Here is a 24,150-nt window from a genome sequence, read left to right as displayed (position 1 = left end):
CACCGTAGGGCCCGTTGATGGCGGCATGCGCAAAGTAGATCGCCAAAGCCGACATGACGAAGATGAAGAGATAGGCCCGAAGCCAATTTCGTCCAGTCACTTCAATACCTTTTATCAAAACCTCCGAAAGTCTCTCATGGTCGGGCAGATCGCGAAACCCTCTGCGCCCTCAATGCTGCGTGAGAACGGCGACGTCTGCCCCAGTCAATTGCAGCAGGAACCCTGAATCATGAAGAACAAGCTATCCGACCTGAACAACCATCTGTTCGCGCAGCTCGAACGGCTTTCCGATGAAGCCATCGAGGGCGACAGCCTCGAGGCCGAGATCAAGCGCACCGATGCCATCGTGGCGGTTGCCGACCAGATCGTCGGCAACGCGAACCTGCAGCTGAACGCCGCGAAGCTGTGGGCCCAGCACGGATCGCAGATCATGCCGATGCTGCCGAAGATCGGGGGCAGCGACGGATGAAGGGTCGATCCATCACCTATGACCAGGACGAGCTGGACTGGATCGAAGCCAGGTGCCGCATGCCGCGCCGTGAAATGCATGCGCTGTTCTGTGCGCGGTTTGAACGTGACGATGTTTCGCTCAGCAACCTGAACGCCCTGTGCAAGCGCAGAGGATGGATGACCGGCAGGACGGGTCGCTATGAACCCGACCGAGAGCCCGAAAACAAGGGCAAGTCCATGCCGTTTCATCCCAACAGTGCGGCGACCCGTTTCAAGAAAGGCAACAGGCCGCACAATAGTCGCGGACCAGGTCACGAGCGGATCGACGGCAAGGACGGCTATGTCGTGATGATCATCGAAGAGCCGAACCCGTGGTCAGGCGCGGCGACGCGGCCCGTCCACAAGCATCGCTATCTATGGGAAAAGGCCAACGGTCCGGTACCCGAGGGCCATGCCCTGAAATGCCTGGACGGCGACAAGACCAATACCGATCCGTCGAACTGGGAGCCCGTCCCGCGGGGCATGCTGCCCAGGCTGAATGGCCGCTGGAACGGGCTGAAATTCGACGACGCACCGGCCGAGGTGAAGCCAACCCTGATGGCGATCGCCCGCCTCGACAACCAGGCGCGCGAGGCGCGCAGGCGAAAGAAATGAGCCCGCTGCATCAATTCATCGCCCTGCGGCCCTTCGGCGGCTTCGACCTGATCATGGCGGATCCGCCCCGGTCGTACGAACTGCGCTCCGAGAAAGGCGAAGGAAAGGCTCCGCAGGCGCAATATGGCTGCATGTCGCTGGCCGACATCGCCGCCCTGCCCGTCAGCGCACTGGCGGCAGACGATTGCGTCCTGTGGCTCTGGGCGACCAACCCGATGCTGCCCCAGGCGATCGAGGTGCTGCACGCCTGGGGCTTCGAATTCAAGACGGCCGGCCACTGGGCCAAGCTGACCCGCACCGGCAAGCAGGCCTTCGGCACCGGCTACATCCTGCGATGCGCGGGCGAGCCTTTCCTGGTCGGCACGCGCGGGCAGCCGAAGACCACACGCTCGGTCCGGTCGGTCATCATGGGCAAGATCCGCGAACACAGCCGGAAGCCTGAAGAGGCCTTCGCGGCGGCCGAGCAGATGATGCCGGACGGACGGCGCATCGAGGTCTTCAGCCGGCAGCGCAGACCAGGCTGGTCAAACTGGGGAAACGAGGCCGACAAGTTCGAGGAGAAAGGCTGATGCGACGGCACGAACAGATTGCGGTGCGCGAGAGGACGGCCGCAGCGATGCTGGACATGACCCCGGCAGAGTTTCGTCGGCTTGTCGATGGCGGACATCTACCGCCGCCAAAATCCATAGGCGGACTGCCTCGCTGGGAAACCAGCACCCTACGTCGCATTATTTCTGGCGAAGCGGCGGACGATGGCGATTTCGAGACATGAAGAAGACAAGCTTACCGTATCTGCAGTTCGTCAAACGAGGACAGCGGACATATGTCTATTTCCGGAAGGGTAGCGTCCGACGGCGGCTTCCGGACAACATGGACAGCAAGGAATTCTCTGACGCCTATTGGGATTGTCGGTCTGGAAAGGCGAAAGCTCAAAGCCGCCATAGCTGGAACGATTTGATCATCAGCTACTACAAAAGCCCGGGATTCGCCAAACTGGCAGATGGCACGAAGGCCAATTATCGCCGACATTGTGAAGAGATCCGCGAGAAGAACGGATCGAAGGACATGCGGACTCTCCGGCGCAAACACGCCATTGATGCCCGGGACAAGCTGGCCGCCTCGTGGTCCAAGGCGAACGAACGGGTGGCAGTCCTCTCCATGTTGTGCCGTCATGCAGTCGACCTAGAATGGATTGATCGCAACCCTGTCATCAACATCGAGAAGCTGAAGGGTGGCGAATACCAGCCTTGGCCAGAAGAAAAGCTGCGTGCGTTCGAGATCTACTGCGAGAAGACCGGGAACTCGCTCGCTCGGACAGCATATGAAATTGCGGTCGGCACCGGCCAGAGAATTGGCGACTGCTGCGCGATGACGTGGGATGATTTCGACGGCGAGTTCATGAACGTCGTGCAGGAGAAGACCGGCGCCAAAATCTCGGTCTACTGTCCCCAGAGACTACGCGACTATCTCGCCAACCTGCCAAAGCGGGGGCGCCACATCCTCGCTCGCAACCTGACGCAGCCGATCGGAAAGCGGGCGGTCCAGAAGGCCGTCGAAGATGTCAGAGACGGCATTGGAGTCCTCAGCGGCAAAGGCCGCCTGGTTATTCACGGCTGGCGCTATACTGCTGCAGTTCGCCTCGCGGAAGCCGGCTGTTCGGATGCAGAGATCCAGTCCGTAACGGGCCACAGAACGCTGGCTATGGTGCAGAAGTATCGAGGCGCGGCGAACCAGAAGCGCACCTCGAGGCAAGCACAAACCAGAGTCGAACAGAACAGAAACGGATCGTGAAAGTGAAAACCGATCTGTAAAACACTTTCGCACTCGCATCTTTCAGAGAGATATGATAACGACCCTAACGCGCTGTTATACTATGATAAAACAGCCATCTGCGGGTGTGGCGAAATTGGCAGACGCACCAGATTTAGGTTCTGGCGCCGCAAGGCGTGGGGGTTCAAGTCCCTCCACCCGCACCATTTTCCCTCAGAAGGCTAACCAGACAGGCGCGGCGCGTTCTGGACGGCGCCGGTCGAATTGCGCTAGATGATCGTGAATTGGCGATCAGCGCCACAGACCCTTCTGGCGTGGACCCGTATCGACATGAATTTCACCGAATCGCGGCCACGGCCTTTCCAGACCCGTTGCGGAATGGCGACAGGACCCGGGCATCCGACCCCCGCAGTTCCGAGAGGTCGGGATGGCTGAGCTGGCCTTGCTGTTTCTGGCAGGTGTCATAGGGGGCGTGCTGAACGCCGTCGCAGGTGGCGGGACGTTCATCACGTTTCCGGCGCTGGTCTTCACCGGAATTCCGCCGGTCGCCGCGAACGCGACCGCGACGGTCGCGGCATTGCCGGGATATCTGGCGGCGACGGTCGGGTTTCGCCGCGACATCGCCCGGATGCCCGGCGCGCCGATGCTGAAGCTGACCGCGTGGACGATGATCGGGGGCGCCGCTGGCTGCGGCCTGCTGTTGATCAGTTCCAATGAGGCATTCTCGGCGCTGGTGCCGTTCCTGCTGCTGCTGGCCACGATCGTCTTCTACTGGGCCGATACCGTGCGCCGCGTTGCCGCGCGCTGGCGGTCGGTGGTCACGCCGTTCGGGCTGGGCGTCCTGCTGCCGATGTCGATCTATGGCGGCTATTTCAACGGCGGGCTGGGGATCGTCATGCTGGCGGTGTTCGCGATGTGGGGCATGACCGACCTGCATCAGATGAACGGGCTGAAAAGCTGGCTGTCCTTTGCGCTGTCCGTCATTGCCTTTGTGGTCTTCGCGATCGGTGGCAAGATCGCCTGGGGCCCCGCCGCCATCATGTCGGCGGGCACGATCATCGGCGGATATGCCGGGGCACCGGTTGCACGGCGCATCCCGCGCCCTGCCCTGAGATTGTTGATCGCGGCGGTCGGTTTCGGCATGACCGCGATTTTCTTCTGGCGTCTTTTCAAAGGAGTATGACGACATGACCGACATCAAACGCATCGAAAGCGGCCAGCGCATGAGCCAGGCGGTTGTCGCGGGTGGCATGGTCTGGCTGGCAGGCCAGGTGGGCGAACCCGGCAAATCGGCCGAGGACCAGACCCGCGCGATCCTGTCGCAGATCGACACGCTGCTGAAGAAGGCCGGGACCGACAAGACCAGGATCGTCTCGGCGCAGATCTGGGTGGCCGACATGGCCGCCGATTTCGCGGCGATGAACAAGGTCTGGGACGCCTGGGTCGCGCCGGGTCACGCGCCCGCACGCGCCACCGGAGAGGCAAAGCTGGCGACGCCCGACTACAAGGTCGAGATCATCGTGACCGCGGTGCTGTAACCGCCCCCAGGACCGAGCGCGCCGCGCGCAGGCCCGGCGCCTCACCTCCCTTGCCAAGGCGGTCCATCGTCAGATCCATCGCGTCCAGCTGCGCCTTGCGCGTCGCCATGTCCTCCAGCACATCCTGAAGTGCGTGCGAAAGCGGGCCGGGCTGGCAGGCGCTGCCCAGAAATTCAGGCACAGCCCGCGTGTCGCTGACCAGATTGACCAGCGTGACCGTGTCGGTTCGCAGCAGCATTTTCAGGATCAGGCGGCTTAGCGGCGCCATGTCATAGCCGATCACCATCGGGATCCGGTTCGCCGCCAGTTCAAGACTGACCGTGCCCGACGCGGCAAGCGCCAGGTCGGCCGCCGCGAAGGCCGCGATCTTTTCGTCGGGTTCTTCGACCACGATGGGCGATGTGGGCCAGCGGCGGGCCATGTCGCGCACCATCGCGGCGACGCCCGGCACGGTCGGCAGAACGACCCGGATCTCGGGCACGCGGTCGCGCAGGCGCATCAGCGCCTCGTCGAATCGCCCGGCCAGTCGCTGGACCTCGGACTTGCGCGATCCGGGCAGGCACAGAACCACCGGCGCATCGGGCGCGATGCCATGCGCGGCGCGGAAAAGCCCCGCCTGATCCGGGCCGCCGATATCGGCCGTGGCGACCGGGTGGCCGACGAAATCGCAGCTCATTCCCGCCGCCTGCATGTAGGGCGGTTCGAACGGCAGGATCGCCAGCACATGGTCGATCACCTGCGCCATCTTCAGCGCGCGCCCGGGTCGCCATGCCCAGACCGACGGCGCGACATAGTGGATGGTGCGAAGATCGGGATTGATGGCGCGCGCGGCGCGGGCCACCCGCAGGCAGAAATCCGGGCTGTCGATGGTGATCAGCGCATCCGGCGCCGCGTCAGTGACGGCCTGAGCGGTCTGGGCGATGCGACGTTTCAGATGCCGGTATTTCGGCAGAACCTCCCAGATCCCCATCAGGCTCAGCTCGTCCATCGGGAACAGGCTTTCCATTCCCTGAGCCTGCATCAACGGTCCGCCGACACCACAGAACCGTGCCTCGGGCAGCAAGATCTTCAGCCCGGCCATCAGGGCCGCGCCCAGTTGGTCGCCCGAAACCTCGCCCGCGATCAGGAAGAACTTCATGCGTGCTTTCCGGTTGCTGCGTTGCGTTCTGGGTATTTGAGCAAAGAAGAAGACGCCAGCTTTTCTTCGCTGCAAGGATATCCGCTCAGGCGCGTGCCCAAAGAAACAGCCCGGCCGCATCGGCGCGTCGCACGACCTCGTCGCGATCCAGAAGGATGACGCCGCCGGCCTGCCAGACGATGCCCGCAAGGCCGGCCGCGGCCGCCTGGGTGACCGTGTCCGGCCCGATCGTGGGCAGATCGACCCGGCGATCCTGATCGGGCTTGGGCGCCTTGTAGAAGACCCCTCTTGCGCCGTTCGGATTGGGACGCAGCCCGGCATGGGCAGCGGCAAATTCCAGCATCGCGGCAGTGCCCGGAAGCGTCTCGATGGCAAGGCACAGGCCTTGCGCCACCACCGCGCCCTGCCCGATATCGAACGGGCCAAGGCCCGTCAGGATCGCGGCGGCGCGGTCGGCGTCGCGCCGGTCCGCATCGGACACGGTTCCAGCCAGAACGCCTTCGGACGGGATCAGGTCGGGGATCAGCTCATCGACGCCGCAGATCGTCAGGTCGTTTTCCTCGAAGACCTTCAGGACTTCGCGCAGCGCGGCATCATCGCCCGACTGCATCGCGCCAAGGATGCGCGGGACAAGCTGCGCGGTGCGCGGATCGAATGCCTCGGGGTCCAGCCGGGGGCGGCGGATCGCGCCCGCAAAGACCACCCGTTCGACACCGGCCTCGATCAGGCTGTCCAGAAACGGCACCAGCCGTTCCAGCCGGAACGGTGTCGCCGCGACATCCGGGGCGAAACCGTCCAGCGCATAGACCAGCGGATCATCCAGCGCCGCGATCACGGCCGGGGCCAGCCGGCCCTGACCGGCGATGACTGCGATGCGGCTCATGCGGGCCTCGGGGCAAGGAAGGATCTGTCCGACGGTCCAAGGATGAAATCCAGCACGTCACGCTCCATCCCGGTCACCTCGGTTCCGGAGCGTGCGCGTGCGGTGTCCCGGAACGATCCCTGCCCAAGCGCGGCAAGCAGATCGCGCAGCGCAAGGATCTCGGCGCGGCTGGCGCCCCTGCGTTTCAGTCCGACCAGATTCAGACCGTCCAGATGACCGCGCGGTCCCTGCACAAGCCCGTAGGGGATCACATCCGCGGTCACCATCGTCACCGCGCCGATCATCGCGCCGCGCCCGATGCGGACCCATTGGTGAACGCCCGAGAGCCCGCCGATGATCACGTCTTCTTCAAGATGGCAGTGTCCTGCGACCGAGGCATTGTTGACCAGGATCACGCCGTTGCCGATCCGGCAGTCATGCGCGACATGGCTGCCCGCCATGAACAGACCGTCGTCGCCGATCACGGTCACACCGCCGCCGCCCTCGGTGCCGGGATTGATGGTGACGTATTCGCGGATCCGGTTGCGCGCGCCGATCTGCAGCCGCACATGTTCGCCGCGAAACTTCAGATCCTGGGGAACCTCGCCGATCGAAGCAAACGGGAAGATCGTCGTTTCGGCGCCGATCGAGGTGTCGCCGGTGACGACGACATGCGATTTCAGCTCTACCCCGTCATCCAGCCGCACCTGCGGGCCGACCACGCAGAACGGTCCGATCCGGACCCCGGCGCCCAGTTGCGCCCCGTCCTCGATCACGGCAGTCGGATGGATGTGGGTCTCAGCCATCAGCCATCGGCCTTCAGGGCCATCATCGCGGTGAATTCGGCCGACGCGCAAAGCTGGCCGTCCACCAGCGCACGCCCCTCGAATTTCCAGATCCTGCCACCGCCGCGCAGCGCCTTGCAGTGCAGTTCCAGGACATCGCCAGGCACCACCATGCGGCGGAACTTGCACTTGTCGATGCCCATGAAATAGGTCGCCAGCGGCCGGTCGATGATGTTCATGCTGATGCCCACCACCACCGCGGATGTCTGCGCCATGGCTTCGATGATGGTGACCCCGGGCATCACCGGCTCGTCCGGGAAATGACCCTGGAAATGCGGCTCGTTGCAGGTAACGTTCTTGATGCCGACACCGCCTTCATGCGGGACGATGTCGCGGACCCTGTCGATGAACAGGAACGGATAGCGATGAGGGATGATACGCTTGATCAGCGACAGATCGGCCTCGGTATGGGGGGCGGGGGTGCGCGGTGCGTCAGCCATTTGCGGTCCTTCGGCGATTTCTGTCGGGTTAGCAACGCGGCCACGGCTTGGCAAGCTTCTCAGCCGCGCCCGCCCGCGCCTGCGGCATCGTTCGGCAGGCCGCCGCCGCCCGATCCGCCGCCCGGGCTGCCGCGCCCCGCGCGCCCCTCGGACAGCCATCCCGCAAGGATCAGCCCCGCGATCAGCAACAGCCAGGCCCAGCCCGGCAGGACGGGCCGCCGTTGCAGCCCGGTGACCGTCGCCGCCTCTCGCGGGGTGATCGCGATCCAGTCGCGCGCCACGCCACGACCATGCGCGCTGCGGCCGGATGCCACGGTGCGCAGGTCGGGGACGCCGTCGGACAGACGAGCCACGCCGCCATCGGTCTTCTGGACCAGCGGCGACAGCGTATCGGCACTGGCGACCGTCTGTTCGAATTCGCGCGGCGCCGCCGGACCCAGGGCAAGCACCCGGCGCAAGTCGCCGTCCTGCAGGCGATACAGCCCCGGCTGGGGCGCGGTCCAATCGGCGACAAACCGGCCGGGACCGGCTTCGGCCAGGGGCAGTTCCTCGGTCTCTCCGTCGGGGCGGGTGATGGTCAGCGGCCCGGCGCTGTCCTGCATGGTGCGCCGGGTAAAGCGGACATCCATCCCGCCCGAGACATCGGCCAGCAGCGCCTCTTCCTCAAGCTCGGGCTCCTTCATCGACCAGTGCGCGATGCGGCGCAGCATTTCCAGCTGCGGCCCGCCGCCCTCGAATCCCCGGCCCCACAGCCAAACCTGATCCGAGGTCAGCATCGCCACGCGCCCTTCGCCCTCGCGCCTGAGGATCAGAAGCGGCTTGTCCTCGGCCCCCGTCATGGCGACCTGTGCCTGCGGGTCAGGTTCGACCTCGGCCATGCGCAGCCAGCGTCCCCAGCCATCGCCCCCGTCACCCGCGCTGCCGGCATCGCCGTCGGGCGCGCCCGGCAGACCGGCGGTGACGGGATGACGACGACCGTCCTCGGTCAGTTCGGGCGTGAAGGGCTGGTCGATGATCCGTCCCGTGGGACGCGCCGGCAGGACCGAACCCAGAGGCGACAGGTTCAGGCTTTCGACGCTGGCCATTTCGGGACCGGCGGCAACCAAAATCGCGCCGCCGTCGCGGACATAGCGGGTGATGTTCTGGAAATAATCCGGCGGCAGGATGCCGCGGACGCGGTAACGGTCGAAGATGATCAGATCGAAATCGTCGATCCGCTGCAGGAACAACTCGCGCGTCGGAAAGGCGATCAACGACAATTCGTTCACCGGCACGCCGTCGGACTTGTCCGGCGGGCGCAGGATGGTGAAGTGGATCAGATCGACCGCCGCATCGGATTTCAGCAGATTGCGCCAGGTGCGTTCGCCGGCATGCGGCTCTCCGGACACCAGCAGCACGCGCAGCCGGTCGCGCACGCCGTTGATGCTGATGGCGGCGCTGTTGTTGCGGTCGGTCAACTCGGCATCGCCTTGCGCCGGGTCGGGCGCATCGAATCCGATCTGAACGACATTCTGCCCGGCATGGGTCAGCGTCAGCGGCAGGGTCAGGGACTGGCCGACCGGCACGGCGAAAGACTGTTCCTCCTCGCCATCGACGCTGATGCGCAGATTGGCCGACCGGCCCTGCATGCCTGCCGGGACATTGCCCTGATCCTCGATCCGCAGGCGGATGGACACTTCCTGATCGATCAGACCGAAGGCCGGGGCTTCCTCGATCACCAGACGGCGATCCCAGTCCTGCTCGCGTCCGGTCAGCAGGACATGAAACGGCGCGGGCATGTTCTGGGGCAGAATGGCCGGATCATGGATCTGGCCGTCGGTGACGGCGATCACCCCGGCCAGCCGCGCGTCGGGTTCCGCCGCGACGGCGCGGGTGATGGCGGTCCCCAGCAGCGTGCCGTCGGGATCATCGCCGACGGTCACACGCCGCAATTCCGTATCGGGCAGCGCGGCGATTTGCCGGGACAGCCCGTCGATGGCGGCATCCGTCTGGTCGCCGCGTTCCGGCAGACCCTGGCTGGCCGAGCGGTCGTCCACAAGGATCACGATGTCGCTCAGGCCCGCACGGCTGCCGATTTCCAGCGCGGGTCCGGCCAGCGCCAGCGCCGCGGCCAGCCCGGCCAACCCGCGCCATGCCCATCCCCGCAAGCCGCGCCACAACGCAAACCCCGCGACCAGCAGCGCAAGGCCCGCCAAGGCGGCGACCACCCACCATGGCAGGATCGGGTCGAAACGCAGCGCGGTCGCATCGCCTATCATGGGCCAAGCTCCTCTTCCACGCGCAGGCGGTCCAGCAATGCCGGCACATGGACCTGATCGGATTTGTAGTTACCGGTCAGCACATACATCATCAGGTTGATGCCAAAGCGATAGGCCATCTCGCGCTGCTGTTCGCCCTCCCATCCCCGACCGATCGGAAATGTCGGAAAACCGTCGTCATCGACGGCCCAGGCCTCGGCCCAACTGTTTGCGCCGATCACAACCGGGCTGACCCCATCGTTCAGCTGCCGGAACGGCACACCCTCGGCGGCCTCGGCACCGGCGGGCGGGGCCTCGACCCAGACAGGGTTGCCCTTCCAGCGGCCGGGGAAATCCCCCAGCAGATAGAAGCTGCGTGTCAGGACGTGATCTTCAGGCACCGGCGCCAGGGGCGGGATCTCCAGCGGCGCGGCAAGGCTGCGCAGCGCCTCGGACATGTCGGGTCCGCCGACGCCCGCCACGTCGCCGTCGCGGGTGTCGAACAGGATCATGCCGCCGGAACGCAGGAAATGGTTCAGACGCAGATAGGCCTGCGGCGAAGGCGGCGACTGGTCGGCAGTAACCGGCCAGTAGAGAAAGGTCAGCACAGACAGTTCGTCGCGGTCCAGATCGATCGCCACCGGTTCGCCGGGTTCGACCGATGTGCGCTGGCGCAGCGACAGGGACAGGCCGCGCAACCCCTCGTAAGAGGTCTGGTCCACCTCGTCGTCGCCCGTCTCGACATAGGCCAGCGCGACCTCGTCGGCGGCGCGCATCAGTTCGGCGTTCAGGTCCTGGGCATCCGCCCGCGTGCCGGTCATGCCGAAGATCGCCACCAGCAACATCGCAGCGACGCGCCCGCCCCGCGCCAGGGCCGCCGATCCCAGCGCATCCAGCGCAAGGATCAGCGCGGCGGCGGCGATCAGCAGACCCTTCAGATCGCGGCCCGCCGTCTGCGCCGCGCTTTCAACGGTGGCGCCGGGCCATGTGGCCAGGGCAAGCGGCCCGGCCGCGTTCAACGCGACGCGCCGGTCGCCGGCGGCATAGATGCCCGCAGGCCGACCGACGCCCGGCCCCTGCGCAAGATCGGTCGCCGGCACCGGGGCCAGCCCTTCCGCGGGCGCGGCATTCCCAAAACCGTCCAGCACCATTTCAGGAGTCCAGAAGGGTTGATCGCGGTCGTCGGCGGCTTCGTCGGCGGGCGAGACGCGCGCCGTCGCGATCAGCCTGTCCAGCATCTCGACGAACAGGCCGGACAGCGGCAGGCTGGACCATTCGGCATTGGCGGTGACGTGGAACAGCACCACCTGCCCCTGCCCCAGCCGGTCGCGCGTAACCAGAGGCGTATTGTCGGACAAGGCGGCGATCGTCCTGTCGGTCAGGTCGGGCGCGGGTTGTGCCATCAATTGCGCGCGGACCGCGACATCGTCGGGCGCGCGCAGCCCCGCGAAGACGCCGTCGCCGGCAAAGGGCGCCAGCCCACGCGGATCGCCCCAACTCAGCGCGCCGCCGATGTCGCGCCCGCCCTGCCGCAGCATTACCGGCAGCAGCGGCTCGTCGATCAGCCGGTCGAACGCAGCCATGCGCGGCCCCGCGAACCGGATCAGCAGACCGCCCTCATTCACCCATTCGGCCAACTCGCCTACCTCGGCCATCTCGACCTGATCGGCGACGATGATGACATCTGGGGCCGCGCTCAGGACATCGCCCAAGCCCCCTTCGACAAGGTCGGTCGTCGGCGCCAGCGCCCGGCGCAGATAATACAGCTGCGACAGAAGCTGTTGCCCTTCGGCCTGCCGGTCGGCGTCACCGACCAGCCCGACCTTGCGACGCTTGACCCGATCATCGGCCAGCACGACGGCGCCTGCATGGGTCTCGCCCTCGATCTGGAAGCGGGTGACGCGGTTGCGCAGTTCGGGCGGCAGGTCGATGGCGACCGGACGGGTCAGGATGCCGCCGTCGGAAACGCCCTCGCCGGGCGCCAGCCGCGCCAGTTCGCGTTCGATCCCCTGCGGATCGGGTCCGATGGCCAGAATGCCCGGCGCGCCATCGTCGGTCGCCGTCAGCGTCAATGACGGCGTGTCACCGTCATGCAGGCTCAGCACCCGAAGCGCGCGCTGCGGTGGCACGACCGTGACCGCCCCGCGCGCGGACAACGCCGACAGCCAGTCCACCCGGTTCGGATGGTCTAGCCCGTCCGCCAGCCACAGGGTCGACAGGCGGCCTTCGGGAATCTCGGCCAGCGCGGCCTGCGGGTCTTCGGGCAGCGTGGTCGGCCACGACACCGGCTGCGCAGCGCGAAGCCCGGCCAGCAGCGTATCTGCCGGGGCAAAGCGCAGCGGGCCGGGATCGGCCTGACCGTCGGCCAGCAGCAGCGCGGCTGGACGACCCTGCGCCGCAGCCTCGGTCAGGGCGCGTTCCACGCGGGTCTGGCGGGCGGCCCAGTCGGGCGCGGCCGACCAGCCCGCGTCCATCACAACCAGCAGCGGCCCGCTGGCCGGTCCCTGCACGACCGGCTTCCAGACCGGCCCCGCAAAGGCCAGGATCAGCGCCGCGATTGCCAACAGACGCAGCAGCAGCAACCACCACGGCGTGCGCCGTGCCTCGGGTCGCTTGTCGGCCAGACCCAGCAGCAGCGCGACGCCGGGAAACGCCACACGACGCGGCGACGGCGGCATCGCCCGCAGGATCAGCCACAGGACCGGCAGCGCGATCAAAGCGGTCAGCACCCAGGGGGCCGCGAAACCAAGGGGACCCAGAACCAGCATCAGCCCCCCAGAACCCGGTACAGCCAGCCAAGCGCGACCGCCGGGGCGTGATCGGTGCTGTGATGGCCGAAATGCCAGCCCGCGCCGTCGGCCTGCGCACGCAGCCAGTCGCGGCGTTCCGCAAGCCGCGTCAGATAGGCCTGGCGCAGCCCGGCCGCGTCGCGGCTGTCATGACGCACACGGCCCGAGAGCGACCGGAATACGACCGCGCCGGAATAGGGAAAATTCTCTTCGTCCGGGTCCAGCACCTGCATCAGGACGCCGCGCACACCCAACGCCCCCGCCCGCGCCAGCAGGGCCTGAACCCATGCGGGATCGGTCAGGAAATCCGACAGGATCACCAGCCGCCGGTTTGGGCGCAGCAGATCGGGGGTGGGCGCATCGCTGTCATCGGCAGCCGTCGCCGCCATCGCGAAGGCCTCGGCGATGCGATCGGCCTGCACGCGGCCCGCCCGTGCCGGCTGGCCCAGCAAGCCAACCTTTTCACCGCCCCGCAGCAAGACCATCGCCAGCGCCAGCGCCAGCACCTGCGCCCGATGCCCCTTGGTCGGCCTGTCTGCGCCGCCGCCATATCCCATGCCCTGCCCGGCCGAGACCCACAGTCCGATCGATTGCGCGGTCTGCGCCTCGCGGTCGCGGACGAACTGCGCGTCGGACCGGGCCGAGCGGCGCCAGTCGATGCTGCGCGCGGTATCGCCGGGATGCGCGGGACGGTACTGCCAGAAATCCTCGCCCGGTCCGGCCCGGCGCAGCCCGTGCGCGCCGGGCGCGACCATCGCCGCCAGCCGTTCGGCCGACAGGATCAGGCCGGGCAGATGGGCGCTGGCCGCGTCTGCGCGGGCGCGAAGTTCGGCGGGACTGAGTGCGGCGGGATTGGGCGTCAAGATCGCCTCATGCCGCCTGCTGGCTGCCAAAGCGGTCGGCCGACACCCGGCCGATCACGTCATCGACCGTCTCGCCCCGCGCCCGGGCGGCAAAGGACAAGGCCATGCGATGCCGCAGCACCGGCGCGGCCATCGCCTCGACATCCTCCAGCGTCGGCGCAAAGCGGCCGTTCAGCACCGCGCGCGCACGGGTGACCAGCATCAGCGCCTGCGCCGCGCGCGGGCCCGGCCCCCAGACCAGCGTATCGGCAACGAAGGACGCCGCCTCATCGGCGCCGGGCCGGAAGGCGCGCACCAGATCAAGAATAGATTCGACCACCGCATCCCCGACCGGCATCTGCCGGATCAGGCGTTGCGCCGCGATCAATCCCTCGGGGTCGAAGGCCGCGTGGGCGGCGCCTTCCTCGATCCCGGTCGTGGCCAGCAGGATGTCGCGTTCGGTATCGCGGTCGGGATAGTCCACGTCGATCTGCAGCAGGAACCGGTCCAGCTGCGCTTCGGGCAGCGGATAGGTGCCTTCCTGCTCGATCGGGTTCTGCGTTGCCAGCACGTGGAACGGGCGTCCCAGGGGGCGGTGCTGCCCGCTGACCGTGACCTCGCGTTCCTGCATCGCCTGCAGCAGCGCGGACTGGGTGCGGGGCGAGGCGCGGTTGATCTCGTCCGCCATCAGTAGCTGGGTGAAGACCGGCCCCTCGATGAAGCGAAAGGCGCGGCTGCCGTCGGGCAGCACGTCCAGCACCTCCGAGCCAAGGATATCGGCGGGCATCAGGTCGGGCGTGAACTGGATGCGCTGGCTGTGAAGCCCCATCACGGTGGCCAGCACATCGACCAGCAGCGTCTTGCCCAGACCGGGCTGGCCGACCAGCAGCGCGTGCCCCCCGGAGAGGATCGACGCCAGCACCTGTTCGACGACCGCATGCTGCCCGACAAAGCGCCTCTCGACGCTGACGCGTGCGTCGGTCAGCCGTTCGGCCAGCGCCTCGACCTGCTGCACCAGAATTTCATCCGAAGCCATGACAATGCCCTTCCGCTGCTTTAGACCCGAGCATAGGGAAGTCAGGACGGAGCGACCATATCGAATGGCCGATCACAGTGACAATAACGTGAGTGCCGAAGGTATCGCCGAAGCCGCCAGCAAGGCTGCGAACGATGGCGGGCTTCCGCCGGTGCATCTGTGGAACCCGCCGTTCTGCGGCGATCTGGACATGCAGATCCGCGCCGACGGGACATGGTTCTATCAGGGCACGCCGATCGGACGGCCGGCAATGGTGCGGCTGTTCTCGACCATCCTCAAGCGCGAGGACGGACGGTATTTCCTTGTCACCCCGGTCGAGAAGGTGGGTATTCAGGTCGAGGACGCGCCCTTTGTCGCCGTCGACGCCGAGATCGGTCCCGACCGGATCATCTTCACGACCAATGTCGGCGATGAGGTTCTGGCCGACGCGGAACATCCGATCATCATTCGCGGCGACAGTGCCGAGCCGCGCCCCTATGTGCATGTGCGCGCGGGCCTCGAGGCGCTGATCGACCGCAAGACGTTCTATCGGCTGGCCGCGGCCGCCGAGGACGACGCCGGGGGACGCGCGGGCGTGCGGTCCGAAGGCCAGTTCTTTCCGCTGGAGGTCTGACAGCCAAGATGCCGCGCTTTGCCGCCAACCTGACGATGCTGTTCACGGAACTGCCGATGCAGGATCGCTTTGCGGCGGCCGCCGACGCCGGGTTCCAGGGCGCCGAGATCCTGTTTCCATATGACATCCCGGCACGCGATCTGTCGCGCGCCGCGATCTCGGCGGGGCTTGAGATCGTGCTGATCAACACGCCGCCGCCGAACTGGGCGGGCGGCCCGCGGGGCTTTGCCGCCGAACCCGGACGCGAGGACCGGTTCCGTCACGATTTCGACCGGGCGCTGCGCTTTGCCCAGGCTCTCAGGGCGCGGCACATCCATGTCATGGCAGGCGTCGCCGAGGGACAAAAGGCACACGCGACATTCCTTGAGAACCTGCGTTGGGCCACCAAGCGCGCGCCCCATGCCAGCCTAACAATCGAACCGATCAACAGAACCGACATGCCCGGCTATTACCTGTCGGATTTCGACCTTGCCTCCCGGATCATCGCCGAGGTCGGCGCCGCCAATCTGGGCCTGCAGTTCGATGCCTATCACGCGCAGATCATCACCGGCGACGTGATCGGCACCTGGCAACGGGTGGCTTCACATGCCCGGCATGTGCAGATTGCAGGCTATCCCGGCCGGCACGAGCCGCAGGACGGACAGATCGACTATCCGGCGTTCTTCGCGGCGCTGGACCAGTCGGGCTATCGCGGCTGGGTCAGCGCAGAGTACAATCCAACCCGGCATACCGAACACGGTCTGGCATGGCTGCCGCGGGATTGAAGCCCCAACCTTGGCATGCAGCGGGAACCCAAGGCGGGGCCAATCGTTAACAAGTCAGCAAATTTGGCCCTTGCGGTCGGATGTTACCAACAAGGAGAATACCACATGAATTCCATCATCTATATCGTCGGCCTGATCGTCATCGTGCTGTTCATCCTGTCGTTCCTCGGACTGCGCTGACCGTTTGTGTCGGCGGTGCGTTGCCGCGTGACTTGACGATGAAATCAGTCTAGCCAGATGCCCGCGAAACGGTGGCGGGCTCGGGCGGATGAACACAGACCTTGAAGAATTTCTGACACGCCTCGATGGCGAGATTCGTGCAGAGGGCGATTGGGGCAAGCCTGCGGACTATATTCCCGAACTTGCCCGAATCGATCCGGCGCAGTTCGGCATCGCCGTGGCACTTGCGGACGGCACGATCGTCACCGCGGGCGACGCGGAACGGCGCTTCTCGATCCAGTCGATTTCAAAGGTGTTTTCGCTGGCCTGCGTTCTGGGACGCATCGGCGAACAGATCTGGACGCGCGTCGGACGGGAATCGTCCGGCGCGCGATTCGATTCCATTCTGCTGCTGGAACGCGAACAGGGCCGTCCCCGCAATCCCTTCATCAATGCGGGCGCAATCGTCACCACCGACGAGCTTCTGACCGGGCGCAGCCCCAAGGACACCTTGTCCGAGATCGTGAACTTCGTTCGCGCCGCAGCCGACGACGACGACATCCATATCGACAAGACAGTGGCGCGATCCGAGACGGAAACCGGATGGCGCAACGCAGTCTTGGCCAATTACCTCAAATCGTTTGGCAATCTCAAGAATCCGCCCGAATTGGCGCTTGGGACCTATATCCACCAATGCGCCATCGAGATGACATGCGTGCAACTGGCCCGCGCAGGACGCGCCATCGCCGGGCTGCCCGGCGCACCATCGATCATCTCGCCCGCGAAGGCGCGGCGATTGAACGCGCTGATGATGCTGTGCGGGCATTACGACGGCTCCGGCGATTTCGCGTTCCGTGTCGGCCTGCCTGGCAAGTCGGGCGTTGGCGGCGGCATCCTGCTGATCGCGCCAGGCCAGGCCTCGGTCGCGATCTGGTCACCTGGCTTGAATGCCTATGGCAACTCGAAGATGGCGACCCTGGCGGCGGAAAAGCTTGCCCAGCACATGGGCTGGTCGGTTTTCGGCGGACGCTGAGCCCCGGATCGCGCGCCGGTATCACCCGATGACGCAGTGACCTACGCGATTGCGTCTGGCCTTTTGGCCCGCGTTTCGCTAGGGCAGCCGCGACTTGAACGGAAGGCTTCCATGGATATCCGCAACATCGCCATCATCGCCCATGTCGACCACGGCAAGACGACGCTTGTGGACCAGCTGCTGAAGCAGTCCGGTTCCTTCCGCGAAAATCAGGCCGTGGCCGAACGCGCGATGGACAGCAACGACATCGAACGGGAACGCGGCATCACCATTCTTGCCAAGGCGACCTCGGTCGAATGGAAGGGCACGCGCATCAACATCGTCGACACGCCCGGCCACGCCGATTTCGGCGGCGAGGTCGAACGCATCCTGTCGATGGTCGATGGCGTCTGCCTGCTGGTCGATGCCGCCGAAGGCCCGATGCCGCAGACCAAGTTCGTGACTTCGAAGGCGCTGGCGCTGGGGCTGCGTCCCATCGTTGTGCTGAACAAGGTGGACAAGCCCGCCGCCGAACCTGACCACGCGCTGAACGATGTTTTCGACCTTTTCGCCAATCTTGGTGCGACTGACGACCAGCTGGATTTTCCGCATGTCTATGCCTCGGGCATCGGTGGCTGGGCCGACGAGACGCTGGACGGCGAGCGCAAGGACATGTCGGCGCTGTTCGACCTGATCCTGAAGCATGTCGATCCCCCCAAGCAGATCAGCCGCGCTGACGAGCCCTTCCAGATGCTGGCGACCACGCTTGGCGCCGACAACTTCCTGGGCCGCCTGCTGACCGGCCGCGTCGAGGCCGGCACCGCCCGCGCCGGTGACACGCTGAAGGCGCTGTCGCGCGACGGCGAGCGTATCGAGCAGTTCCGCATCAACAAGATCCTGGCTTTCCGCGGCCTGACCCAGACCCCCATCGACCTGGCCGAGGCCGGCGACATCGTCACCATCGCAGGCATGGCCAAGGCGACCGTCGCCGACACGCTGTGCGCCCCCGAGGTGGAAACCGCCCTGCCCTCGCAGCCGATCGATCCCCCGACCATCAGCGTCACCTTCGGCATCAACGACAGCCCCCTTGCCGGCAGGGAAGGCAAGAAGGTCCAGTCACGCGTCATTCGTGAACGGCTGATGAAGGAAGCCGAGGTCAATGTCGCGATCAAGGTCGAAGACACGCCCGGTGGTGATGCCTTCGTCGTCTCGGGTCGTGGCGAACTGCAGATGGGCGTCCTGATCGAGAACATGCGCCGCGAAGGCTTCGAGCTGTCCATCAGCCGTCCGCGCGTCATCTTCCGCGAAGAGGACGGCGTCCGCCTTGAGCCGATCGAGGAAGCCATCATCGATGTCGATGACGAATATACCGGCGTCGTCATCGAAAAGCTGACCGGCGAACGCCGCGGCGACCTGGTCGAGATGCGTCCGGCAGGTGTCGGCAAGACCCGAATCGTGGCCCATGTGCCCTCGCGCGGTCTGATCGGTTATCAGGGCGAATTCATGACCGACACGCGCGGCAATGGCGTCCTGAACCGCATCTTCCACAGTTGGGCCCCGCACAAGGGCTCGATCCAGGGACGCCGCCAGGGCGTGCTGATCAGCATGGAAAACGGCGTTTCGGTGTCCTATGCGCTGTGGAAGCTGGAAGATCGCGGCAAGTTTTTCATCGGCGCGCAGGAGGAACTGTACCAAGGCATGATCATCGGTGAACACAGCCGCGACAACGACTTGGAAGTGAACCCGCTTAAGGGCAAGCAGCTGACCAACGTCCGCGCCTCGGGCACGGACGAGGCCGTCCGCCTGACGCCCCCGGTCCGCCTGTCGCTGGAAGAGGCGATCGCCTATATCAACGACGATGAATTGGTCGAGGTCACGCCGAAGAACATCCGGCTGCGCAAGCGGTATCTGGATCCGCATGAACGCAAGCGGCAGTCGCGCGCGGAAGGCTGACGACCGGCCAGGCCGAATCGCCTTCCAGAAACAAAAGAAAAATTGACGCAATTCGGCTGAATTCGAGGCGAACCTGACGATTTGTCTTGGTTCGCTTCTTCACAATGCTGTGCTAGACTGATCGTCTTAGAGGTCGGAGACGCATCGCAATGGCCCGACAGACTGGCAGATCCCGCCACGATTTGCCTGCAACGACATTTTCCAATGTCGTCGCGGACATAGCGGTATTTTTCCAGCGTAATGGCGCCGGATATATCTCCGAACCAAACTCCGTCCGACCGCTGGTGCGCGCGCCAGGTCCGGCAATCGCCAGATCCATGACGCGGCACCCCGGACCAGCAGGAAAGGACATCGCATGTCTATGGGCATTCCGTCCAAATCCGACATTCAACACATCGCAGAACCGGTTGCGGCGATGGTAAGGCGACGCCCCGCAATCGAAACCGGCGGACTGCACGGTCGATCGATCGCCGTCGCGCTGGATCTGTTGCAGGATTATCAGGCGGTACGACCACAACTGGATGAGATCGCAGCCAGGCTGGACAGGCCGGTTGATGAGATCAGAGAGATATTTCCCGACCCGCAGGCCGTGCTGATCGCAGCCGCCGAACAGGCGCTTGTCCGGTTGATGGACAACTGCACCAAGGCCGTGGTTCGTGTCGACCCCGACGACGCCGTCGCACAATTCTGCGCGCTTGGCGACGCGTATCTGGAATGGGCCCAGACCTATCCGGTCCATTTCCGGCTGATGTCTGATCAGCAGCTTCTTGACACTCTGGGCACGCCGCAACTGCGCCGCTACCTGAATTCACTTTCCGAATTGATGACGCGGATGCTGGAGCGCGCACAGGAAGCGGGAAATTTGCCTCAGGACGAAAATATTGCGCTGATGGTGCTGTCGTCGCGCAGCTTTGCCTATGGCCTTGCCCGGATGGTCGTCGATCAGCGGATGGGCGAATGGTATCCGGACATGCCGCCGCTTGAATCCGCAAAGCTTGCCATGCGGGATTTCGTGCGCAGGTTTGCGCGCGGCTCTCTGCGCCGCAGCACGGCGCCCTGATCTATTCTCCAGGGGAACCGGCCACCTGACACCGACTGCAAACATTTGTACGGACTGACACGCGACGGAAAAGACCGAACTGCCGCGAAACGGGTTGGAAAGAGGCAGCACTTCGCCTCTTTCCGGGCTGCGGCAGATCTGGGGTTCTGCCGCAGCCTTAACATTCCCTGAACCACTGCCCTCCGCCTGATCCGACTTTTCGTCCGCAGCGCCTTCCGCTATGACCGGGCCTGACCGCAGACCGACGAAAGGCCGGAATCCCGTGACCGACTACATCATCCGAGACATCGAACTTGCCCAGTATGGCCGCAAGGAACTGGACATCGCAGAAACCGAGATGCCCGGCCTGATGGCGTTGCGCGCCGAATACGGCGCGGCGAAACCCCTTGCCGGGGCGCGCATCGCGGGCAGCCTGCACATGACCGTGCAGACCGCCGTGCTGATCGAGACGTTGACCGCGCTGGGTGCCGAGGTGCGTTGGGCATCGTGCAACATCTATTCGACCCAGGATCATGCCGCCGCCGCAATCGCCGCAAGCGGGGTGCCCGTTTTCGCGATCAAGGGCGAAACGCTTGAGGAATACTGGTCCTATACCGACCAGATCTTCCAGTTTGCGGATGGCCACGCGAACATGATCCTCGACGATGGCGGTGACGCGACGCTGTATATCCTGCTGGGTGCGCGGGTCGAGGCGGGTGAAACCGACCTGATCGCAACGCCCACCAGCGAAGAGGAAGAGGCGCTGTTTGCGCAGATCCGCAAGCGGCTGGCCGCAAGCCCCGGCTGGTTCACCGCGCAGCGCGACGCGATCAAGGGCGTCAGCGAGGAAACCACCACCGGCGTTCACCGCCTTTATGATCTGCACCGCAAGGGGCTGCTGCCCTTCCCCGCGATCAACGTGAACGACAGCGTCACCAAGTCGAAATTCGACAACAAGTATGGCTGCAAGGAATCGTTGGTCGATGGTATTCGCCGCGCCACCGATGTGATGATGGCCGGCAAGGTGGCGGTCGTCTGCGGCTATGGCGACGTCGGCAAGGGCAGTGCCGCGTCCCTGAGCGGCGCCGGTGCCCGCGTCAAGGTCACCGAGGTCGATCCGATCTGCGCCCTGCAGGCCGCGATGGACGGATTCGAGGTGGTAACGCTGGAAGACGTCGCCGACAGCGCAGATATCTTCATCACCACCACCGGCAACAAGGACGTGATCCGGCTGGAACACATGCGCGCCATGAAGGACATGGCGATCGTCGGGAATATCGGCCATTTCGACAATGAAATTCAGGTCGCCGCGCTGAAGAACCACAAATGGACCAACGTCAAGGATCAGGTGGACATGATCCAGATGCCCTCGGGCAATCGGATCATCCTGCTGTCGCAGGGCCGCCTGCTGAACCTGGGGAATGCGACGGGTCACCCGTCCTTCGTGATGTCGGCCAGCTTCACCAATCAGGTCCTGGCCCAGATCGAGTTGTGGACCAAAGGCGATGAATACCAGCCCGGCGTCTATATCCTGCCGAAGGCGCTGGATGAAAAGGTCGCCCGCCTGCATCTGGACAAGATCGGGGTCAGGCTGACACAACTGTCGCGCGAACAGGCCGACTATATCGGCGTGACGCCCGAAGGCCCCTTCAAGTCCGACCATTACCGGTATTGATCCATGACCGAATATTCACTGTTCACCTCGGAATCCGTGTCCGAGGGCCATCCCGACAAGATCGCTGACCAGATCAGCGATGCGATCCTTGATTCGATCCTGGCCGAGGATCCGCGCGCCCGCGTCGCCTGCGAAACCATGGTCAAGACCGGTGTCGCGATCATCTCGGGCGAGATCTCGACCAATGCCTGGGTCGATCTGGAATCGATCGTGCGCGGCGTCATCAACGACATCGGATACACCTCGTCCGATGTCGGATTCGACGGCGCGACCTGTTCGGTCATCAACATCATCGGCAAGCAGTCGCCAGAGATCAATCAGGGCGTCGACCGCGAAAACCTGGAGGAACAGGGCGCGGGCGATCAGGGCCTGATGTTCGGCTATGCCAGCGACGAGACCGACGTTCTGATGCCTGCGCCCATCACCTATGCACACCGGCTGGTGGAACGGCAGTCGAAGGTCCGCCGTGATGGCACGCTGGACTGGCTGCGTCCCGACGCCAAGTCGCAGGTCACCCTGCGCTATGGCGCCGATGGACGTCCCGAAGCGATCGACGCGGTGGTTCTGTCCACGCAGCACAATCCAGAAATCTCGCTGGCCGATCTGCGCGAAGCCGTGATCGAGGAAATCATCAAGCCGGTCCTGCCTGCCGAATGGCTGTCGGCCGAGACCAAGTATTTCATCAACCCGACCGGCAAGTTCGTGATCGGCGGGCCGGTGGGCGATTGCGGGCTGACCGGGCGCAAGATCATCGTCGACAGCTATGGCGGCATGGCCCGTCATGGCGGCGGTGCGTTTTCGGGCAAGGATCCCAGCAAGGTGGACCGCTCGGCCGCCTATGCCGGGCGGTGGGTCGCCAAGAACATCGTGGCGGCAGGTCTGGCAAGCCGATGCGAAATTCAGGTCAGCTATGCCATCGGCGAGGCGCAACCCACCTCGATCAGCCTCAACACCTTCGGGACCGAAACGGTCCCGCACGAGAAGATCGTCGCGGCGGTGCGCGAGGTGTTCGACCTGCGCCCCTTTGCGATCATCCGCGATCTGGACCTGCTGCACCCGATCTATCGCCCGACTGCCAGCTATGGCCATTTCGGTCGAGAGCCTTATGCGCTGGCTGGCGCCACCGCCTTCAGCTGGGAAAAGACCGACAAGGCCGAGGCGCTGAAAGCCGCGATGACCTGAACAGAACGCCTGATCGTCGGGGATTTCCCGGCGGTCAGGCACCGCCTGGTCACGCGATCAGATCCAGTCGCATGAAGACGCTGTTCGGATCGGGGCGATAGGAACCGAAGGGCGGGCAGTCGGTGAACCCGGCCCGTTCATACAACCCGCGTGCCGCGCGAAAGCTTGCCTGCGCTCCGGTCTCGAGGAACAGACGCCGCAGCCCTGCGGCAAGCGCATGTTCGATCATATGGTCCAGCATGCGCCGCGACAGACCTTGGCCGCGCTGTTCCGCAAGGACATGCATGGATTTCAGTTCGCCGTCCGCGTCGCCGAAACGCTTCAATGCCCCCATGGCGACAGGAACCCCCGCGCGGCGCAGCACGAAGAAGTCGATCGCAGGTGACAACAATGCCTCGCGCGGCATCATGTGGATCGATTCAGGCGGCGTGTCGGCGTGCATCGCTTCGACATGTCGCTGAAACAGCAGCGCCAGATCGGTGCTGAGCGGGCTTTCGGTCGCGATGCGGATGTCAGCTGTCTGTTGCATCATCTGGTTCCCCCGGCAGGCGATCTGTAAACCCGGATCCGGGTCCGGGGTCAAGCCGCGCGTCGAAGGCCAGCACAAACAAAAGAACCCCGCAAGACAATGCCTTGCGAGGTCAGTTCAAGTCTGATTATCGGCAGCGGGAACACTGCCTTGGACAAGGTTTTGCCACGCGCCCGGACCCCGCGCCATCCGCATCATTGCCTATGCGGCAGTCGTCGCAGGCAAGAAAAAAGCCCGCCTGAACGGCGGGCCGAAACTGATGAAATAGGATCGGTCCCTGCCCTTAGAACTGGGGAGAAGGCAGGGACCGTTTTCGTCAGAGAGAAACACTCGAAAACGAATGACGCATCCCTATCGCGGCGTGCCTGCCGCGTCACCGGGGCAAGATTGCCTATGCTTCGCGGCGCGGGCATGGCGAATCGAATCAACGGGGGAATTTGGCGTAGGTCCAGCCTTGTGCGCGACGATTAATTGCGCGGCCGTGGACCTGCGGATTTCGCAAATTGCGCGCCGGACCGAATGATTTCGCAAATGATCCTGTGCTTGCAAACCCTGCGGCGAGCGGCTTTCTGACCGTGTTTCATGGCGACATGGGCAGACCGTCCTGCAGGGAGGAAGCACGA

25 protein-coding genes and 1 tRNA gene are annotated in these 24,150 nt (G+C 65.0%); 17 read left to right on the top strand and 9 right to left on the bottom strand.

All coding sequences use genetic code 11. The annotated features are described in order from the left end of the window. The 9 genes from J7359_RS16645 to J7359_RS16605 all read left to right on the top strand — a co-directional run. Positions 1 to 226, top strand: a 226-nt coding sequence (locus tag J7359_RS16645; RefSeq protein WP_209058313.1) for a hypothetical protein, incomplete at its 5' end; no start/stop codon positions are given. 3 nt (positions 227 to 229) lie between these two features. Continuing rightward, on the top strand, positions 230 to 469 hold the full coding sequence (locus J7359_RS16640) for a hypothetical protein (protein WP_209058311.1): 240 nt from the start codon (positions 230 to 232) through the stop codon (positions 467 to 469). Beyond that, positions 466 to 1,104 (top strand): HNH endonuclease signature motif containing protein, encoded by a 639-nt coding sequence (locus J7359_RS16635; protein WP_209058309.1) that lies wholly within the window; start codon positions 466 to 468, stop codon positions 1,102 to 1,104. Before J7359_RS16640 ends, J7359_RS16635 begins: the two co-directional genes overlap by 4 nt. Further along, positions 1,101 to 1,673, top strand: coding sequence for an MT-A70 family methyltransferase (locus J7359_RS16630; protein WP_209058307.1), 573 nt, complete (start codon positions 1,101 to 1,103; stop codon positions 1,671 to 1,673). The genes J7359_RS16635 and J7359_RS16630 overlap by 4 nt, the downstream gene beginning before the upstream one ends. Continuing rightward, a complete protein-coding gene (locus J7359_RS16625) occupies positions 1,673 to 1,876 on the top strand; it encodes a hypothetical protein (protein WP_209058305.1) in 204 nt (67 codons plus the stop codon). The genes J7359_RS16630 and J7359_RS16625 overlap by 1 nt, the downstream gene beginning before the upstream one ends. Before the next feature lie 98 nt (positions 1,877 to 1,974). Further along, complete coding sequence (locus J7359_RS16620; RefSeq protein ID WP_247740479.1) at positions 1,975 to 2,895, top strand: tyrosine-type recombinase/integrase; 921 nt, start codon at positions 1,975 to 1,977, stop codon at positions 2,893 to 2,895. 100 nt (positions 2,896 to 2,995) lie between these two features. Continuing rightward, positions 2,996 to 3,080 (top strand) — tRNA-Leu (locus J7359_RS16615). A gap of 221 nt (positions 3,081 to 3,301) precedes the next feature. After that, positions 3,302 to 4,057 carry a sulfite exporter TauE/SafE family protein gene (locus J7359_RS16610; protein ID WP_209058301.1) on the top strand — a complete coding sequence of 252 codons (756 nt, stop codon included), beginning with the start codon at positions 3,302 to 3,304 and terminating at the stop codon, positions 4,055 to 4,057. A 4-nt stretch (positions 4,058 to 4,061) separates the two neighbouring features. Continuing rightward, a complete protein-coding gene (locus tag J7359_RS16605; RefSeq protein ID WP_209058299.1) occupies positions 4,062 to 4,412 on the top strand; it encodes a RidA family protein in 351 nt (116 codons plus the stop codon). Here the strand turns inward: J7359_RS16605 and lpxB are convergent. From lpxB to J7359_RS16565, 8 genes are all read right to left on the bottom strand, one after another. Beyond that, complete coding sequence (gene lpxB, locus J7359_RS16600; protein ID WP_209058298.1) at positions 4,390 to 5,550, bottom strand: lipid-A-disaccharide synthase; 1,161 nt, start codon at positions 5,548 to 5,550, stop codon at positions 4,390 to 4,392. The two genes, J7359_RS16605 and lpxB, sit on opposite strands and share 23 nt — an antisense overlap. A gap of 85 nt (positions 5,551 to 5,635) precedes the next feature. Next, a complete protein-coding gene (lpxI, locus tag J7359_RS16595; RefSeq protein ID WP_209058297.1) occupies positions 5,636 to 6,433 on the bottom strand; it encodes a UDP-2,3-diacylglucosamine diphosphatase LpxI in 798 nt (265 codons plus the stop codon). Next, positions 6,430 to 7,218: an acyl-ACP--UDP-N-acetylglucosamine O-acyltransferase gene (gene lpxA / locus J7359_RS16590; protein WP_209058296.1), complete on the bottom strand. Its 789-nt coding sequence runs from the start codon at positions 7,216 to 7,218 to the stop codon at positions 6,430 to 6,432. The genes lpxI and lpxA overlap by 4 nt, the downstream gene beginning before the upstream one ends. Then, the gene (gene fabZ / locus J7359_RS16585; protein WP_209058295.1) at positions 7,218 to 7,697 is read right to left on the bottom strand and encodes a 3-hydroxyacyl-ACP dehydratase FabZ; all 480 of its coding nucleotides are present in this window, start codon (positions 7,695 to 7,697) and stop codon (positions 7,218 to 7,220) included. The genes lpxA and fabZ overlap by 1 nt, the downstream gene beginning before the upstream one ends. 59 nt (positions 7,698 to 7,756) lie before the next feature. Further along, entirely contained in the window at positions 7,757 to 9,955 is a 2,199-nt protein-coding gene (locus J7359_RS16580; protein ID WP_247740478.1) for a hypothetical protein, read from the bottom strand. Next, positions 9,952 to 12,702: a DUF4159 domain-containing protein gene (locus tag J7359_RS16575; protein WP_209058294.1), complete on the bottom strand. Its 2,751-nt coding sequence runs from the start codon at positions 12,700 to 12,702 to the stop codon at positions 9,952 to 9,954. Before J7359_RS16575 ends, J7359_RS16580 begins: the two co-directional genes overlap by 4 nt. Continuing rightward, complete coding sequence (locus J7359_RS16570) at positions 12,702 to 13,586, bottom strand: DUF58 domain-containing protein (protein ID WP_247740477.1); 885 nt, start codon at positions 13,584 to 13,586, stop codon at positions 12,702 to 12,704. The genes J7359_RS16575 and J7359_RS16570 overlap by 1 nt, the downstream gene beginning before the upstream one ends. Positions 13,587 to 13,593: 7 nt before the next feature. Continuing rightward, positions 13,594 to 14,601: a MoxR family ATPase gene (locus J7359_RS16565; RefSeq protein WP_209058293.1), complete on the bottom strand. Its 1,008-nt coding sequence runs from the start codon at positions 14,599 to 14,601 to the stop codon at positions 13,594 to 13,596. Between the two features lie 64 nt (positions 14,602 to 14,665). Here J7359_RS16565 and J7359_RS16560 point away from each other — a divergent pair, with 64 nt between their 5' ends. The 8 genes from J7359_RS16560 (at position 14,666) to metK (ending at position 22,998) form a co-directional block, all read left to right on the top strand. Beyond that, positions 14,666 to 15,214, top strand: a complete 549-nt coding sequence (locus tag J7359_RS16560) for a DUF1285 domain-containing protein (protein ID WP_209058291.1) — start codon at positions 14,666 to 14,668, stop codon at positions 15,212 to 15,214. 8 nt (positions 15,215 to 15,222) lie between these two features. Beyond that, positions 15,223 to 15,978: a TIM barrel protein gene (locus J7359_RS16555; RefSeq protein WP_209058289.1), complete on the top strand. Its 756-nt coding sequence runs from the start codon at positions 15,223 to 15,225 to the stop codon at positions 15,976 to 15,978. Between the two features lie 15 nt (positions 15,979 to 15,993). After that, positions 15,994 to 16,158 carry a hypothetical protein gene (locus J7359_RS16550; RefSeq protein ID WP_209058338.1) on the top strand — a complete coding sequence of 55 codons (165 nt, stop codon included), beginning with the start codon at positions 15,994 to 15,996 and terminating at the stop codon, positions 16,156 to 16,158. A gap of 88 nt (positions 16,159 to 16,246) precedes the next feature. Beyond that, positions 16,247 to 17,170, top strand: a complete 924-nt coding sequence (locus tag J7359_RS16545; RefSeq protein WP_209058286.1) for a glutaminase — start codon at positions 16,247 to 16,249, stop codon at positions 17,168 to 17,170. 111 nt (positions 17,171 to 17,281) lie between these two features. Continuing rightward, on the top strand, positions 17,282 to 19,102 hold the full coding sequence (gene typA, locus J7359_RS16540) for a translational GTPase TypA (protein WP_209058285.1): 1,821 nt from the start codon (positions 17,282 to 17,284) through the stop codon (positions 19,100 to 19,102). A 415-nt stretch (positions 19,103 to 19,517) separates the two neighbouring features. Then, on the top strand, positions 19,518 to 20,162 hold the full coding sequence (locus J7359_RS16535; RefSeq protein ID WP_209058278.1) for a TetR-like C-terminal domain-containing protein: 645 nt from the start codon (positions 19,518 to 19,520) through the stop codon (positions 20,160 to 20,162). 262 nt (positions 20,163 to 20,424) lie between these two features. After that, positions 20,425 to 21,816, top strand: coding sequence for an adenosylhomocysteinase (gene ahcY / locus J7359_RS16530; RefSeq protein ID WP_209058277.1), 1,392 nt, complete (start codon positions 20,425 to 20,427; stop codon positions 21,814 to 21,816). A 3-nt stretch (positions 21,817 to 21,819) separates the two neighbouring features. Further along, a complete protein-coding gene (gene metK, locus J7359_RS16525; protein ID WP_209058276.1) occupies positions 21,820 to 22,998 on the top strand; it encodes a methionine adenosyltransferase in 1,179 nt (392 codons plus the stop codon). A gap of 49 nt (positions 22,999 to 23,047) precedes the next feature. Here metK and J7359_RS16520 read toward each other — a convergent pair whose 3' ends face one another. Further along, positions 23,048 to 23,530 carry a GNAT family N-acetyltransferase gene (locus J7359_RS16520; RefSeq protein ID WP_247740475.1) on the bottom strand — a complete coding sequence of 161 codons (483 nt, stop codon included), beginning with the start codon at positions 23,528 to 23,530 and terminating at the stop codon, positions 23,048 to 23,050. Positions 23,531 to 24,150 lie beyond the last annotated feature (620 nt).

Source organism: Paracoccus sp. R12_2, assembly GCF_017744015.1.
Taxonomy (GTDB): domain Bacteria; phylum Pseudomonadota; class Alphaproteobacteria; order Rhodobacterales; family Rhodobacteraceae; genus Paracoccus.
Note: the sequence above shows the minus strand (reverse complement) of the source record. Positions and strands in the feature narration are given on the sequence as shown.